The 14,899-nt window shown below is 59.7% G+C and carries 15 protein-coding genes and 1 pseudogene; 11 read left to right on the forward strand and 5 right to left on the reverse strand.

The annotated features are described in order from the left end of the window. Nucleotide 1: 1 nt before the first annotated feature. Nucleotides 2–190 carry a hypothetical protein gene (locus ACZXDY_RS03215; protein WP_464344464.1) on the forward strand — a complete coding sequence of 63 codons (189 nt, stop codon included), beginning with the start codon at nt 2–4 and terminating at the stop codon, nt 188–190. Nucleotides 191–253: 63 nt separating this feature from the next. Here the strand turns inward: ACZXDY_RS03215 and ACZXDY_RS03220 are convergent, their stop codons facing one another. The 3 genes and pseudogenes from ACZXDY_RS03220 to ACZXDY_RS03230 form a co-directional block, all read right to left on the reverse strand. Next, nucleotides 254–1,396 (reverse strand): DUF305 domain-containing protein, encoded by a 1,143-nt coding sequence (locus ACZXDY_RS03220; protein WP_464344465.1) that lies wholly within the window; start codon nt 1,394–1,396, stop codon nt 254–256. Between the two features lie 5 nt (nt 1,397–1,401). After that, nucleotides 1,402–1,944: a hypothetical protein gene (locus tag ACZXDY_RS03225; protein ID WP_464344466.1), complete on the reverse strand. Its 543-nt coding sequence runs from the start codon at nt 1,942–1,944 to the stop codon at nt 1,402–1,404. 18 nt (nt 1,945–1,962) lie between these two features. Then, a pseudogene (locus ACZXDY_RS03230) lies at nt 1,963–3,140 on the reverse strand (zinc-dependent alcohol dehydrogenase). Nucleotides 3,141–3,306: 166 nt separating this feature from the next. On the opposite strand from ACZXDY_RS03230, the gene ACZXDY_RS03235 reads away from it, so the two are divergent. Both ACZXDY_RS03235 and ACZXDY_RS03240 read left to right on the forward strand, forming a co-directional pair. Continuing rightward, entirely contained in the window at nt 3,307–4,089 is a 783-nt protein-coding gene (locus ACZXDY_RS03235; protein ID WP_464344467.1) for an SDR family NAD(P)-dependent oxidoreductase, read from the forward strand. Between the two features lie 96 nt (nt 4,090–4,185). Then, a complete protein-coding gene (locus ACZXDY_RS03240; protein ID WP_464344468.1) occupies nt 4,186–5,043 on the forward strand; it encodes an SDR family oxidoreductase in 858 nt (285 codons plus the stop codon). Nucleotides 5,044–5,534: 491 nt separating this feature from the next. Here ACZXDY_RS03240 and ACZXDY_RS03245 read toward each other — a convergent pair whose 3' ends face one another. Beyond that, complete coding sequence (locus ACZXDY_RS03245; RefSeq protein WP_464344469.1) at nt 5,535–6,311, reverse strand: Crp/Fnr family transcriptional regulator; 777 nt, start codon at nt 6,309–6,311, stop codon at nt 5,535–5,537. After that, complete coding sequence (locus tag ACZXDY_RS03250; protein ID WP_464344470.1) at nt 6,293–6,958, reverse strand: sensor histidine kinase; 666 nt, start codon at nt 6,956–6,958, stop codon at nt 6,293–6,295. Before ACZXDY_RS03250 ends, ACZXDY_RS03245 begins: the two co-directional genes overlap by 19 nt. Nucleotides 6,959–7,164: 206 nt before the next feature. Between ACZXDY_RS03250 and ACZXDY_RS03255 the strand changes: the two genes are divergently transcribed. The 8 genes from ACZXDY_RS03255 (at nt 7,165) to ACZXDY_RS03290 (ending at nt 14,889) form a co-directional block, all read left to right on the forward strand. After that, complete coding sequence (locus ACZXDY_RS03255) at nt 7,165–7,383, forward strand: hypothetical protein (RefSeq protein WP_028161946.1); 219 nt, start codon at nt 7,165–7,167, stop codon at nt 7,381–7,383. Nucleotides 7,384–8,092: 709 nt separating this feature from the next. Further along, nucleotides 8,093–8,272: a hypothetical protein gene (locus ACZXDY_RS03260; protein WP_464344471.1), complete on the forward strand. Its 180-nt coding sequence runs from the start codon at nt 8,093–8,095 to the stop codon at nt 8,270–8,272. Nucleotides 8,273–8,275: 3 nt separating this feature from the next. Further along, a complete protein-coding gene (gene goxA / locus ACZXDY_RS03265; protein ID WP_464344599.1) occupies nt 8,276–10,057 on the forward strand; it encodes a CTQ-dependent glycine oxidase GoxA in 1,782 nt (593 codons plus the stop codon). Continuing rightward, nucleotides 10,057–11,151 (forward strand): NAD(P)/FAD-dependent oxidoreductase, encoded by a 1,095-nt coding sequence (locus tag ACZXDY_RS03270; protein ID WP_464344472.1) that lies wholly within the window; start codon nt 10,057–10,059, stop codon nt 11,149–11,151. The genes goxA and ACZXDY_RS03270 overlap by 1 nt, the downstream gene beginning before the upstream one ends. Before the next feature lie 68 nt (nt 11,152–11,219). Next, nucleotides 11,220–11,687: a RidA family protein gene (locus ACZXDY_RS03275; RefSeq protein WP_028161959.1), complete on the forward strand. Its 468-nt coding sequence runs from the start codon at nt 11,220–11,222 to the stop codon at nt 11,685–11,687. Between the two features lie 843 nt (nt 11,688–12,530). Next, the gene (locus tag ACZXDY_RS03280) at nt 12,531–13,268 is read left to right on the forward strand and encodes an STN domain-containing protein (protein WP_464344473.1); all 738 of its coding nucleotides are present in this window, start codon (nt 12,531–12,533) and stop codon (nt 13,266–13,268) included. A 69-nt stretch (nt 13,269–13,337) separates the two neighbouring features. After that, nucleotides 13,338–13,928, forward strand: a complete 591-nt coding sequence (locus ACZXDY_RS03285; RefSeq protein ID WP_464344474.1) for an RNA polymerase sigma factor — start codon at nt 13,338–13,340, stop codon at nt 13,926–13,928. Beyond that, nucleotides 13,918–14,889 carry a FecR family protein gene (locus ACZXDY_RS03290; RefSeq protein WP_464344475.1) on the forward strand — a complete coding sequence of 324 codons (972 nt, stop codon included), beginning with the start codon at nt 13,918–13,920 and terminating at the stop codon, nt 14,887–14,889. Before ACZXDY_RS03285 ends, ACZXDY_RS03290 begins: the two co-directional genes overlap by 11 nt. Nucleotides 14,890–14,899: the final 10 nt, after the last annotated feature.

The raw sequence follows: 14,899 nt of genomic DNA on the forward strand, positions 1-14,899 counted from the left end.
CATGTCCGACAAAGAGGAGCAGAAGCGCATCCAGGAGAAGCAGGGCGGCCACCATATGCCGCCAAGGCCCGATGATGGCCCGCCGCTCGACGATACCGACCGCAATACTGACAAGGTCATCAAACCGTCGCGCCGCAAGCCGGAGCCTTACGCTAGAGCGTTTTTGCGAAGTGGACATCGGTTCGCGTGAAGAAAACGCGTCAAAACAAGAATCTAGAGCTTCGGTTCTGATTCAATCAGAACAGAAAATGCTCTAGTTCACGTTGTCGGCGAACATGTTTCGAAACGCCGCAGTGACGGCCGCGATGCCGGCTGCGCCCTGCATCAGCGCGATCTCGCCTTGCTGCTCGTGGCGGATCGCATGCGCCATGGTGCGCAGGCGCGGGTCGCCGTCGCTGCGCCATTGCTGATCGGCCATCTTCACCGCGCCCTTGTGATGCAGGGTCATCATTTCAACGAACAGTGCATCGAACTGGTCCGGTGAAGCGGCGCTGACCTGCTGCATCTGCACGGAGGTGAGGTAGCCCGGCATGTCGGAGCGCTCCTCGGCCGAGCAGCCCGGCATGGCCGTGTCGAACCAGCTTTGCCACCAATTGTCGAAAATCCTGTTCTCGCCGGTTTGGCTCGCGACCATCAGCATGGCAAGCGACCGCAGATGTGGGTCCTGGGCGCGCTTGATGCCCAAGCGGGCCAGCTCGATGCCCTGTGCGTGATGGGCGGTCATGTGCCGGATGTAGGTTTGATCCGACACCTTGTCGCGGCCGATCCAAGGCAGCTCGCGGCCGAGGCTGGACAATAGTGTTATGCCGGCCAGCACGATGACGATCGCCAGTGATCCGCTCAGCCATACTTTGCCGAACCGAGCATCGCTCTCGGGGGCTTCGCCCGGCGGCCAGCGCAGCCAAGCAAACAGTGGATACATGAAGGCGGAAGCGCCATGAACGAGCAGGCCAATCCAGTAGGGTTGCTGCAACGTGAACAGCGGCTGCCAGAACGGAAGCAGTGGGACCAGCACGAACCATTCCGTCGCTGACGAGAACAGTGCCCAAGGTAGCGCGAGCATGAGGATGGTCAGCGGCCGAAGCTCGGCCGTCCAGCGCCCGAGCAGGCCGAAGAACACCATCGCCCACGAGAAGTCCGCCCATTGATGGAACGCGATCCCAGCCAGGATCGCGCTCCAGGACGGCTCGGCGCCGATCGCCCAGTCTCGCGCGGGGATCGCAGCCACCGTCATCCAGTCGACCGAGGCATCGCGGCCGATGCGAGCGGCGAACAGCTGGCTGACGATGGTCGAGAACGTGCTGCTGATCAGGCCAAGTTCGGCCGCCGCGAGCCAGTGCGATTTCGTTCTGCGTGCCGTCCGCGTCCGGGTGTTGCCGCAAGGCGTCACGCCCATTTCATCTACGACGCTCCGACGGCTGCCCGGCCAAGGAGGTTCTTCGCGGAACTTCGTGCGGCCTCTAACCCCTTCGGGAAGCCACTCCGGTCGGCATAGAGGCGCCGTCCCCCGCCACGCCTCGGCGAGCGCGCCACCGTCTGCTGAACAGCCTTGTAATCGAGGAAGGCGATCCCTCCGACCATCAGGAGCGCGAGCGCGACATTGTGCTTCTTAGGGTTGTCATATCTGAACCCGGACAGCAGTGTAGCGGCGTCCAACCCGTCGCCGGCAACGCGGCTCCACATGCCGGCACGCTTGTCCACGGAAAGCGACACGACGCCGCTGAACAGCTCGCGGAAGCCGTAGGCGCGGACGAGGCCTTCGCTTCCCCGCATCCCCAATGCGCGCGTGATCCGCCGCGACGCGAGCACTTCCATCGCACCAAGACCGATGCTGAACCAGCCAAGCCTTCGCGCGAGGCGGTCGGCCGGCTCGATCGAGCTCGGGCCGCTGCGCACGATCTTCGGGTCACCCTTGGATCGCATGATGTTGGCAACGTAATACATGTTCTCGCCTCGCTATATTCAGGGCTTCAGCACGACCTTGACGCAGCTGTCGCGCTTGTCGCGGAATACCTTGTACATCTCGGGCCCTTGCGCCAAATCGACGGTGTGGGTGATCACGAAGGACGGATCGACCTGACCTTCCTCGATCCGCCGCAGCAGGTCGTCGGTCCAGCGGTTGACGTGAGTCTGGCCGGACCGGACCGTCAGTCCCTTGTTCATCAGGGCGCCCATCGGCACGTGGTCGGAAAGACCGCTGTAGACGCCCGGAATCGAAATCACCCCGCAGGGCCGGCAGACATAGATCATCTCGCGCAGCACGTGCGGGCGGTCGCTCTCCAGCATCAGCATCTGCTTGGCGCGGTCGAGCAGCGTATCCGGCTGCGAGGCCATCACATGCGCTTCCATGCCGGTCGCGTCGATGCATTTCTCCGGACCTTTGCCGTCGGTGAATTCGTTGAGGCGCTCGGCCACGCTTTCGGATTCGAAATTGATGGTGGTCGCGCCGCCTGCTTCCGCCATGCTCAGCCGCTCGGGGACGCAATCGATTGCGATCACCTGGTTCGCGCCGAGTAGAAGCGCGCTGCGGATCGCCATCTGACCGACCGGGCCGCATCCCCAGATCGCCACCGTATCGGTAGGTTCGATGTCGCATTGAGCGGCGGCCTGCCAGCCGGTGGGGAAGATATCGCCCAGAAAAAGTGCCTGCTCGTCGGAAACGGCGTCGGGGGGATCTTGATGTGCGTGGTGTCGGCGAAGGGAACGCGCAGATACTCGGCCTGGCCGCCGGGATAGCCGCCGGTCAGATGAGTGTAGCCGAACAGGCCGGCAGTCGTGTGACCGAATACCTTGTTGGCCAGATGCCGCTTGCGGTTGGTGGTCTCGCATACCGAGAAATTGCCGCGTCTGCACTGCTCGCACTGTCCGCAAACGATAGTGAAGGGCACCACGATCCGGTCGCCCTTCTTCAGCTTTCCATCCATGCCGTGGCCGACCTCCACGACTTCGCCCATCATTTCGTGTCCCATGATGTCGCCCGGCAGCATGCCCGGGATGAAGTTGTGAAACAGGTGAAGATCGGAGCCGCAGATCGCGCAGCTCGTGACCTTGACGATGGCATCGCGCGGATCCTCGATCTCGGGATCGGTGACGGTGTCGCAACGAATATCTTCCTTGCCGTGCCAGACCAGCGCTCTCATGCCTTGCCTCCGGTATCCGAACGAAATTCCAAAGTCGGATCACCGACGATGGTTGCTAGCTGCCTTTCAGTTTTTTGCTGAGCCGGCTGGGCGCACTGCGGAGGTAATAGGAACGGCGGTTCGCGATGGTGGTTGATTGGCAAACGCGCAAGTTGAGGAAGTTCACATGTCTCAGGGACAATTTGCCGTCGTCACCGGCGCTTCCACCGGCATTGGTCTGGAACTTGCCAGGTGCTGCGCCCGCGCAGGCTTCGATCTCCTGATCGCGGCTGACGAGCCCGCGATTGAGACCGCGGCCGAAGAGCTTCGCGGCCATGGTGGAAAGGTGGATGCGGTCGACGCCGATCTGTCGACCACAGAGGGCGTCGACCGGCTCTATGCAGCGACCAAGGGGCGTCGGGTCGATGCGTTGCTTGCGAATGCCGGCGTCGGGCTCGGCCATGCGTTCCTCGATCAGGATTTCAACCGGGTCAGACGGGTGATCGATACCAACATCACCGGGACCGTCTATCTCATCCACCGCGTTGGCAATGATATGCGCCGCAGCAACGCTGGATGCATCCTGATCACCGGCTCGATCGCGGGTTTCATGCCGGGCAGTTTCCAGGCGGTGTACAATGGCAGTAAGGCATTTCTGGATTCATTCTCATTTGCGCTGCGCGAGGAGCTGCGCGGCACCGGCGTCACCGTGACCTGCCTGATGCCGGGTGCGACCGAAACCGAGTTCTTCCGCCGCGCCGATATGATGGATACCAGCGTCGGCACCGCCAAGAAGGACGATGCGGCTGGGGTCGCGAAGGCCGGCTTCGAGGCGATGATGAGCGGCAAGGGCGACATCGTCACAGGCATCAAGAACAGGATCCAATCGGCCGTTGCCAACGTGCTGCCCGCTGGCGTGCTGGCGCGGCAACATCGCAAAATGGCGGAGCCGGGCACGGCGAAATCGTAGCGACGCGTAAGGCGGAATTTCGCGGCCACAGTTCAGCGCGCCACAGATCGTCCTGGTTGGATTCAAGGACCAAGCACGCCTCGACCGGAGATACACATGATCGACTATCCAAAGCCACCATATCCCATCCAGAAGCAATCCATGCCGGGGTCCACGCAGGCTATGAAGCCTCCTCCGGACCACGGCGAGGCCACCTACAAAGGGTCGGGCCGGCTGCAGGGAAAGAAGGCCATCATAACCGGCGGCGACAGCGGTATTGGCCGCGCGGTAGCCATCGCGTTCGCGCGCGAGGGGGCAGATATCCTGATCGCTTATCTCAACGAGAAGGAAGACGCTCAAGAAGTAAAACAACTCATCGAGAAGGAGGGGCGCAAGGCAATCCTTGTCGAAGGCGATCTCCGAAATGCGGAGCACTGCAGGCAAGTAGTCAGCCGCGCTGCAAGCGAACTCGGCGGCGTCGATATCCTCGTCAACAACGCCGCGCACCAGGCGACGTTCAACGATATTGGCGATATCAGTGACGAGGAGTGGCGGCTCACCTTTGAAGTGAATATCCACGCTATGTTCTATCTCGCGAAGGCGGCGGTGCCGCTTATGAAGGCAGGAAGCGCAATCATCAACACGGCGTCGGTGAATTCTGACATGCCGAATCCCATGCTGTTGGCCTATGCGACGACCAAGGGAGCAATTCAGAATTTCACTGGCGGACTGGCGCAGATGCTCGCTGAAAAGGGCATCCGCGTGAACGCGGTTGCTCCCGGTCCGATTTGGACTCCCCTGATCCCATCCACCATGCCGGAAGAGGCGGTGAAGAACTTCGGCAAGCAGGTGCCGATGCAGCGGGCAGGGCAGCCGGCTGAACTCGCTACCGCCTATGTAATGCTGGCCGATCCCCTGTCGAGCTACACCTCCGGCACCACCATCGCAGTCACAGGCGGCAAACCGTTCATCTGATCTTGGGGAACGGCCGGCGGTACCATTAGCGACCGCTGCGCTTAGGAACGCTGTCATGCGCAAGCAGTTGACGCGCCTCTAACTGGAAAGGACATCAACTGGAAAGGACATCGACATGAAGTTGGCTACAATTGGTTTGGCTGCCGCTTTCGCGCTTTCAACGTCGATCGCGTTCGCTCAGGGAGGCGGAGGCGGTGGTGGGGGTGCGGGGGGCGGCTCCGCTGGTGCATCTGCCGGCTCGTCTTCTGGAACGGGCGGCACGGCTGGCTCCGCTGGCCGCACCACGGGCAGCTCACAAGGAACGGGCACCGCAGGCTCGTCCACCGGGCCCGGCGGAGCAAACGGTACTTCCGGCGGGCCTACGTCATTGAGTGGCACTGGCTCTTCCCAGAGCGGCGGCTCGAAGCCTGGAGCCACCGACAAGCAATGAGAACCGAGGAAGCCCCGTTCATTTACGGGGCTTTCCGCGATATGCAGAACGTTCTGCTCGATCAGAGCATTGCCCGCTTTGGCCCCGTCTTAGAATGCGCATGTCGCATGCGACTCTCAGGTTGTTTGGCCTCCGACAGGTGAAGGTAGTCCGGCAGGAACTCGGCCACGAGCTCAAGCTCCTTGCGCCGGCACAGGGTCACGACGCGGCCTTTCCATTCGATCAAGCCGCCACGCCTAAGCTCCTGTATGGTGCGGTTGATGCGCACAGTCGAAAGGCCGCAAATATCAGCGAGATTCTGCTGAGTGAACGGAAGACGAAACTGGTCGTCCTGCAAAAGCCCTACGACTTCGAGTCGGGTTGCAAGCTCGCAGAACACATGCGCCACTCTGGATAACGCGTCGCGCGATCCCAAGTTGGCGACCCATTCGCGGCGGACTGCGGCATCGACCAATGTCTCACGCCAGAAAGCATGCGTCAGCGTCGGAGAATTCATCAGTAGGTGGCTGAGAAAATCGTGCTGTACAAAGGCAATCGTAGATGGGCCGGCACTACATAGGTCATGGTCCATGCGCAATAGATGCAACGTATGTAAGTCCGGCATATCGCCCGGCACGTAAACTGACAGTATCTGGTTTCGAGTCCCCACGATCTTTTGACCAACAAGAAATCCGTTCATCACGACTGCGCAGTGGAATGCTCTTTCGCCTTCGCGCAAGACATACTCGCTATCAGCGAACGTCTTCACCGTCTCCGGCATGTTCACTAGCTTGCTTCGGTCGTCCTCGGACAAACCGATCGAAGCTTGCAGTCGCTCGATCAGTTTTTGGACTGGCATTGCATTTGCTTCGGCTTTACCAGCCGCGCACGAACACCAAGGCTGTCGTGTTCAAATTGAAGTTCTGCATTGAGCCCGTTTGCTAAAGATCGCATTAGCTTAAATCCAAGTCCTCCATCGGTGGACGGATCGAAATTCTCCGGGAAACCGACCCCGTCGTCTGTCACTTCAACGATCAATGAGCCATCGTTCCTCGTTTCGCAGCGTACATTGACCTTAACCACTAGACCCGACGGATGCGCATACTTGCTGGCATTTGTCAGGAGCTCTGCGGTGATAAGTCCGACATGAAGCGCATGACGCGGGTCGATGTCGCCGTCGCAAGCGTTTTCGACCGTTAGGTCCATTCTTCCTTCCGAGCCAAGCGTGCTGATCGTTTCGGAAATTTCTCGCAAGAAATCGCCGAGTCTTACTCCGTTGCTGTTTATGGTCAGAGCCAAGCATTTGTGGAGTTTCGCCATGACCTCAATGCGCGCACTGATGTCATCGAGCAACATGCAGACTTGCGGAGTCGTAAAGGTCTTGCCGCCCTTTGAGATAGTGTTGCGCTGAAGGCGAATAACCCCGCTCAAGCTAGCTAAGTTGTTGCCAATCCGGTGATCGGCCTCAGCCAGCCCGACAAACTCATGTTGAATCAGAATTGACATCTTTCTCGTCCTCCAAACGATAGCGTGCGCCTGAGGACGTTGGAAATCAACAAAACTGTAGTAAGTTCAATAGGTTATTTCCTCAAAGAAAGTCTTTGTAGCTATGACTGTCTAATCCCCGCTCGGCATTAAGTGAGTAGAATGAGCTAGGAACTTATTTTAGGCTTCATGGGTTGAAGGAGTACGCGGCTGACGGGGAAAGTCACATGGGTGAGCTCAACAGGGCCGAGCGGCTCCAAATTATGCTGACGCCAGCGGAACTGCGGATCATCGATACGTGGCGATTCGCAAAGCGGATGCCGAGCAGGGCCGCCGCAATCCGAGAGCTGCTCAAACGGGGCTTGGCCGCCGAAGGATTTGCGGAAGCCGTAGACGGCCAGAGGTCGAAGGATTTTTCCGTTATGCCAAATAAAGCTGCCGAGTAGCTCTGGCCTTAGGCCCAATATTCATGCGGCGCTTAACGGCCCAAAGCCCGGTTGCAGTTGTGCCCAACGTTTGGTTTCGCGCGCTGGACCCCAGTGAAGAACCTGACGTTCTCGAGTGAAGTGTTGTGGGCCCACGTCAATACGTCGATGACGGGCAGTTCTGTCTTTATTACTCCCGCAGCACCAATACCGCAGCCTTTGCCCGGATAAGGGAGCTCGTCGAACTGTTTCTGCCGCGCCCATTCGGCAATGCGCCGATACGCGCTGCGTGAGAGGGTTTGTCATGGCGCGCTATCGGCTTTGAGCAGCGGCCTCGAAAATTAGGCCGCGTTAGCGACATCTCTCAAATTGTTATCGGAAAAATTGTCGCATGCTGTTTGGCAAACGCGCGCAGCTAAATGCAACGAATGTGACATAACGTAACGAAATGTAACGAAAGATGTGACTCCGGCGCTTCAATGTAGGGTCATTACTTGGGAATTACTTTGCGAAGTTCTTTGTGTTGGTTCTCGCTGAGCAGTCGTGAAAGCCGCTCGGCTGCTCGCGGCAATCACATTTTAAAGAATTCGGCGTTCATGTAGGCGATCGATCACTGCGGCATTTGATTGAGGTGTTGCGGCATCGTTGTCGGTTGCGATGCAACGAAATTTCGTCGCCGCGCCGTCGCAGGCAGTTGCACGAGCTACATGGAATAGAAGGACTGTCATATATGAAGCGTCGCGATTTTCTGATTGGTGCATCCGCTTTCGGTTTGGCTGCGCCTGCGCTTTTTAGGGCCGCCGTATCGCCAGTGGACGCGCAGCAGGCCGCACCCGCGGGAGCACGCATTGTTCGCGCCGCAATCTTTCCCGCGATTGGCTTCTCACGTGTCGGCAACGGTGACGAGTGATTTCTGGCGCCCGAGGTTCCCGGTCTGATGAACGAGCCTCCGGGAGGATTCAAGCAGGGACCAGGCAGCATCAAGAAACAGGTCCAGCGCTTCCGCGTGTACGGCTATGACGATCAGGGACGCGTGGTGCGCGAGCTGGGAGCGTCCGACGGCGTGCGCTGGACGGTGCACGTCGCGAACACCAAGGCTGCCTGGTATGGCTATTCGAATGCCATGGATGGAGGAGCGCAGGCTCCCGGTATTCCCGGCGCACAACGCAATGCCTTCATCGAACCGGCACGTCGCGAACAAATGCTGGCGATTGACGCGGGGGCAGTCCGCATCGATGGCGCATCGAAGAATACGGATGGTCGGGATACCGCCTATCAAATGGCAGGTCAGTTCTGGAAAAAGCTGCCGGTGAAACTCGGTCATCTCCGTACTGACGATGCAGGCCGCCTGCTGGTGTTCCCGGGAGACGGAATATCCAACAGTGCTTTGGCTCAGAATCCGGTGCGCGACTTCACCAACAACGATGGATGGCACGACGATTGGTGCGATGGCTGGGTGAAAGCCACAGTACGCGTCGGCGATACAGATATCGATTGCGAACCGGCGTGGGTCCTGTGCTGCGGACCGAAGTTCGCTCCCCAGATCGAACCGATCGTCAGCCTTTATGATGCCGCGCGCGAAGCGATGATCGCTACGGGACATATGAAGGCGGTCGCCGGTCAGGTTTCCTTCCGTCGCGACGTGCTGCCTATTCTGCGGCGCTCCGGGATGATGCAGTGGGTCGCGCAGGCCTCCTATCTCGGCAAGGCCTGGATGGACCTCGACGATCTTTCGGATCCGGCGGTGATCAAGTCGTTGGCGGATACGGGAGCAAAGGCACGCCCTGCCCGAGAGAAGGTGCTCGCGGCGTTCCGTAAGCCCGGTGGGGACGATACCCGTTCGGACGCCCTGCCTCCGATGCTCGGTGACGGCGTCAATTTCCCGGGCAGCCCGACCGGTTGGCTCACGCTTACATCCACCCAATACGGAATTCTGAGCGACTGGGCGAAGGGCGACTTTATCAATGATCTCGATGATCCTGCAGCAGATGCCGTCAAGCAGCTCGATGACATGCCATTGTCGTTGCGTCCGGAAGCATTGACGCGCGCTGCGCTCGATGCATGTTCCGGCGGAGCCTTCCATCCCGGCGTAGAGATCACCTGGCCTATCCGTCATGCGGCGCTCTACCGCTCGACGAAGGAGACGTCGCTACCGTTCCGTATCGCGATTTCGAACCGGAAGAAGCTGGTTCAAAACATCGGACTACAACTCAATCCGCAGAATGTGTTCTCAGGCGATCCGCAGCGACCGCAGGATGGGGCTCCCGTTGGACCGCAGGCGCCTGGCGACCTCACGCGCTGGATGGGTGTTCCGTGGCAGGGCGATGCGTTCAGCTGCCAATCTGTGCTGACGGGCGAGGGGTTCCCGACGCCAGTGTGGTGGCCGGCGCTTTTGCCCGTCGATGTTCTGCCGGAAGGGTTCTACAAGCAGATGATGCGTACCGACCTTCCGATGGAGGAGCGCCTGCGCTTCTATCACGCGCGTGTCGCCTGGTCGCGCGGCGCGGCCGGCGTCGGCTTGCACGTCGATGCAAGCTATACAGACGGCCTGCGCCGGATGATCGAGCTCTGGACGCAGATGGGCGTTGTCGTGCGTCGCAGTGGCCCCAAGGATATTCCTGGCGTTCCTGCAGAAGTCTTCGTCGAGGTGCAGCGCGGTTCGACGGATTTGGCCGCGAACAAAGAACTGAAGTAGTGACAGAACGTCAGGCCGTCATTTTGCGGGCGGGCATGGCCGGAATGGCATGTGCCCGCATCCTGTCGCGTCGCGGGATTGATGCCCTTCTTGTCGCCCCATTGTCGGATGTTGCCAGTCGGGGCGAAACGCTGTCGTTTCGGGCCGGGCCCCATCTGGAAACACTTGGGTGGCATAGCCTGCTTGATGCAGAGACGGCGTTAGTCAGTCAAGGCAGCTATTCCGTGTGGGGTAATAGAGCGCTGCGTCGTGGTCTGTTCCACCAGGAAGAAATGTCGGGCTGGCACATCGATCGTTATCGGCTTGAGGCTCGGATGGCGGAAACACTCGAAGCCGATGGCGTAAGTCGCGACTTCTGTGAAGCCCGCCAGTTCTCGAGATCTGAAACCGGAATCGCCGTTGAGCTTGCTGACGGATCATCGGTGAATACGCGGCTGTTGGTCGATTGTTCAGGCCGCTCCGCTGTGACCGCAGGTTCGGCGGTGACGCTCCGTCGCCTCGACAAGCTCGTGGCCTGCTACGGCGTCTTCACGCTTGATGAGGACGTTGAGGCCATCCCGGTTACGCTTGTTGAGGCAGTGGCGATAGGATGGTGGTATATGTCGTTGCTGCCCAGGGGCCGTATGCTGGTGGGACTCTTTACTGATTCCGATCTGCTGCCGGCAGGATTGCGCAAGAATGCCGGCCTGTGGGCCGACCTGGCGTCGCAAACAACAGCGATCTCTCCGCGCTTGTCGAGTCTTGGTATGGATCTGGCCGCGGCGCCCGAACTGCATTTCGCCGCAGCCAGCACCGTAACAGCGTCGGAGCTTGTTGAACCATTCATCATTCGAGCTGGCGATGCTGCCAGTGCGTTGGATCCGCTCGGCGCGAACGGACTTGCTACCGCCCTGTGGAGCGGAATTCAGGCCGCCGAAAGCGTTGTCGGACTTCTTACGCAAAACGACGGGACGAAAGCGGTTCGGTATCAGCAGCAGTTCCTGCAAGGCATCGCATCGCACCTTGCTGCACAAACGGCGATGTATGCCTCCGAGCAGCGCTTTATTGACGCGCCATTCTGGCAGCGACGACGAGGTCCGTGGTTGGAAAATTGATCGATGCAGTCGTTCTCAGTTGCTGAGGCGCGAAAGCCAAGTTTTCTTTGTTCACCTGGAGGATATGTATGACTGTTGATTCACGCTTGCTCGCCACCGTTCTGGCTTGTGTTTTCATAGGAAGCCCGGCTTGTGCTGACGGAGTGAAGATCATCCCGTCCGTCGACGGAGGTGTGAAGCCGACCGGATCGTGGAGCGCAGGTGCTCGCGCTGGCGATTTTGTGTTTGTCGGCGGCATGCGCGGTATCGATCCTGCCACCAACAAGCTCGTTGAAGGCGAGGAGGCACGTATCCGCCAGATGTTCGTCAATATGCAGCAGGTCGCCGCTGCCGAGGGTGCGTCACTAAGAGATGCGGTACGCTTGACCATCTATGTATCTGATGTCGTGCGTTTACGCCCTGTGGTGAATAAGGTGCAGGAAGATCTTTGGGATAAAGGGCCCTATCCGCCACGTACTGTTCTCGAGGTTCGAAAGCTCGATCAGGATGACATCGCCGAGGTCGATGGAACGTTCTATGCGCCATTGAAGAAATAGTATCGGATTGTCATGGAGCGGCTTGGTCAAATGACCAAGCCGCAGACTCTTAATCATTCATACAGTTCGTGGTGTGGGATTCTGCGTCCGGCCCTCTGCTTGAGACTTCACAGTTGGGTCTCGGATCGAGGTCGAGGTGTACGACCTACACCAGCCTTTTCACGCGCGATCTCGTGGCGCAGCACTTCGATACCTGGAATATCTGAAGGCGGTGGAGGCAACTCGCGCTCAAAGCCGTTTGCTTTGTCTACGAACGTCAATCGAGCGCTGGATGGCACTACCCGGATCGCGTCACCGGATGCTTCAGCGCCTCCAACGATCGAAGAAAGGCTTAGCCCGAGCCCGCGAGCAATCTTGCCCGCGATCGGAATGGTTCGGCTTTCCTCTTTCAACTTTCGACAGCCTCGCGCGGCTGATGATCCGCCCGGCCGGATCACACTTGACTTCGTGAGTCTCGCCGATCGCCTTCGCCGTATCGCCGGAAGCTCTCGATCTTCAAGACCTCGACGACAGCGCTATGTCGTTAAGGTGCTCCAAACAATCGCTCCATGTCGGGATCAGTGAGGCCCGTTGCGGCAGCATCATGTCAGCATATCTCGCGCAAGAGGTGCAAATTTACCGCCGCAAGGCTTGATACTGCGCCGCGCGTCAAGCACCCAAATCGATGATTGGTTCGGATGAGACGACGCCTGTCGAGTAAACGACGGCGTTTAGCATTTGGTGACGCCAGATCCGTAGTCGAGGCGTGTCACAATACCGTCTTGCGCAGCGTCGTAAGTTGGGAGGAGTTTCTGATTGACCGGCCTCCGGTTTAATTCGTAACGGATCGATCCGCAGCCATCCGTGAGTAACGTGTTTGCCAAGGTGAACCAGCATTTCATGAACATCGTCAGCTGGTGGAAGTGCGTGATCACACGGGATCTTGCCGTTGTTGTCGCGCATTTGATGATGGTTTTGGCTCTGTCGCATGCATCGCCGGCGGGAGCGACTTCCTTCGACATCCCCGCGCAACCTCTGGCGTCTGCGATAGACGCGTTCTGCGCGGCGACCGGGACCGAGGTATATTACGACGGCGCAGCGGCGATCGGACAGCGATCCTCTGCGGTCACCGGCGCCCTTACGCGTGACGATGCTCTCAGAGACCTGCTCGCAGGGACAGAACTCGTCCCACTGCGCGCGCGCGAAAACAGCTACTTGCTGATTCATCCCGGCGATGATGCGGCGCATGCGTTCGCTACGGCGCGGATCGCCCAGGATGGCCGATACCAGCGCTATTTCGCTGTGGTGCAAGCCGATATCCTGCGTATTCTGTGCCGGTATCCCGACATGCGTCCCGTGAGTTATCGGCTGGTGATCAAGCTGTGGATCAGTTCGTCGGGATTGGTGCAGCACGCAGAACTGGACGGATCGGCCGGCGAACAGGCAAGTCACCGGATGCTGTTGGCGACGCTTGGCAAGTCACGCATGACCGAACCGCCACCGGCGCAGATGCCGCAACCGATCACCATGGTTGCGCTGCCGGGAGCAGCGGCCGATGCGAGGCTCTGCGCATCACCCGTCGACCAGAAGGCCGGGCGCTAGTATGTCGGTGCGCGAGGCAGGAGGCGCGTACGACGCTTGCGGGACAAGGGTCCAGCGTCGCGATCCCGCATGACCCACAGCAGCCGCGCCGAATTGCGCCGTTTTTTGACACTCTGCTATGATGATTTGCGAGCCAGGTTGGCCCGTCGATTGAATTCGGTGGAGCTTGCAGGTGACGCCTTGCAGGACACGTATATGGAGCTTTGCCGGGGCGCGGATCTGCCGCCGGTGCAGCGGCCGCGCTCTTACTTGTTGCGCATGGCCAAAAATATCGCCCTGAGGAAACTGCACTCGGAAAAATACACGGTTTCGCTCGATGACGCGAAGATCGCCTTCGACATTGCCGATGAAGCGCCCGGTCCCCAACGAAGCCTGGAAGCGAAGATCGAGCTCGAAGCCTTTCAACAGGCGATCCGGGAATTAACCCCGCGACGGCGCGCTATCCTGCATGCAGCGCGCGTTGAAGGAAAAACCCTGCACGCAATTGCAGTACAGTTGGAGATATCACAAAGACTGGTTGAGATCGAGTTGAAGCATGCGTTAGCCCATTGCGCGCTTCGTCTGGATCGGAAACTCGTGCAAAGATTCGGCCCTCAGCCCGTTCAGCAATCGCATGGACAGGGGGCCGGCAAGCGTATTGATGACAGGGATGACCGATAGCCCACGCGAAAAGTTGGAGCGGATCGAGCGCGAAGCGCACGATTGGCTGGTCCGTTTCACCTCGGGGGAAGCAGGACCTGCTGACGTGCGGGAAGGCAAGATGTGGTGCGAGCGCGATCCGGCGCATCGCACCGCGTTTATGAAGGCCACCCGGATGTGGGAGGCCTTGGGGCCCGAGGTATTTGAGGGGAATCGCCCGGCCGCGCGGACGTTCGCCTCTATCTCGATGTCACGTCGTGCCGTGCTCGGCGGCGGGGCCGCCGCCGCCATCGCTGCGAGCGCGGCATATCTCGTCGTGCAGCCGCCGCTCGGCCTCTGGCCATCCTGGTCGGAAATGGCGGCCGACTATCGGACGCACACCGGCGAGCGGCGGCGTATTGTGGTGGCCGACTCGACTTTCGTCGAGATGAATACCCAGACCAGCATTGCGCTGCGCCAGGTCGCGAAGGAGGCCGCGGGGATCGAGCTGATCTCGGGCGAGGCGCTGGTCGCGACGCCATCTGGTGCGGGGCCGGCCTTTGTCGTGACGTCCCGTCAAGGCCAAACCAGCGGAATTGGAGCGAAATTCAACATACGGAATGATGGGCACGCGGTTTGCGTGACCTGCATCGAGGGGAACGTTCACGTCTCGTACGGCGCGGCGACAGCGTCGTTGCGCGCCCGCGAGCAGATCACCTACGATCGATCAGGCTTGGGGAAGCCCGCGTTCGTCGATGCAGCGATCGTGACCGCCTGGCAAGACGATCTGTTGATCTTCCACTCCAAGCCGCTACGTGAAGTCATCACCGAAATCAATCGTTATCGTTCCGGAAAAATCATCGTCGTGAATTCTGCGCTCGGCGCGCGGCTGTTCAGCGCCAATTTCCGGGTTCGCAACGTCGATGCGATCCTTGAGCAAGTCGAGAAACTGTTTGGCGCGACCGTCACATCCTTGCCGGGCGGCATCGTCCTGCTGAGCTAAACGCCGTCGA

It is taken from the genome of Bradyrhizobium sp. LeoB3 (genome assembly GCF_055456055.1).

Excerpts from the sequence above, each read along its gene's own strand:
- ACZXDY_RS03215 (WP_464344464.1), top strand. The coding sequence starts at position 2 with ATGTCCGACAAAGAGGAGCAGAAGCGCATCCAGGAGAAGCAGGGCGGC.
- ACZXDY_RS03220 (WP_464344465.1), bottom strand. The coding sequence starts at position 1,396 with ATGGGCGTGACGCCTTGCGGCAACACCCGGACGCGGACGGCACGCAGA.
- ACZXDY_RS03225 (WP_464344466.1), bottom strand. The coding sequence starts at position 1,944 with ATGTATTACGTTGCCAACATCATGCGATCCAAGGGTGACCCGAAGATC.
- ACZXDY_RS03235 (WP_464344467.1), top strand. The coding sequence starts at position 3,307 with ATGTCTCAGGGACAATTTGCCGTCGTCACCGGCGCTTCCACCGGCATT.
- ACZXDY_RS03240 (WP_464344468.1), top strand. The coding sequence starts at position 4,186 with ATGATCGACTATCCAAAGCCACCATATCCCATCCAGAAGCAATCCATG.
- ACZXDY_RS03245 (WP_464344469.1), bottom strand. The coding sequence starts at position 6,311 with ATGCCAGTCCAAAAACTGATCGAGCGACTGCAAGCTTCGATCGGTTTG.
- ACZXDY_RS03250 (WP_464344470.1), bottom strand. The coding sequence starts at position 6,958 with ATGTCAATTCTGATTCAACATGAGTTTGTCGGGCTGGCTGAGGCCGAT.
- ACZXDY_RS03255 (WP_028161946.1), top strand. The coding sequence starts at position 7,165 with ATGGGTGAGCTCAACAGGGCCGAGCGGCTCCAAATTATGCTGACGCCA.
- ACZXDY_RS03260 (WP_464344471.1), top strand. The coding sequence starts at position 8,093 with ATGAAGCGTCGCGATTTTCTGATTGGTGCATCCGCTTTCGGTTTGGCT.
- ACZXDY_RS03275 (WP_028161959.1), top strand. The coding sequence starts at position 11,220 with ATGACTGTTGATTCACGCTTGCTCGCCACCGTTCTGGCTTGTGTTTTC.
- ACZXDY_RS03285 (WP_464344474.1), top strand. The coding sequence starts at position 13,338 with ATGACCCACAGCAGCCGCGCCGAATTGCGCCGTTTTTTGACACTCTGC.
- ACZXDY_RS03290 (WP_464344475.1), top strand. The coding sequence starts at position 13,918 with ATGACCGATAGCCCACGCGAAAAGTTGGAGCGGATCGAGCGCGAAGCG.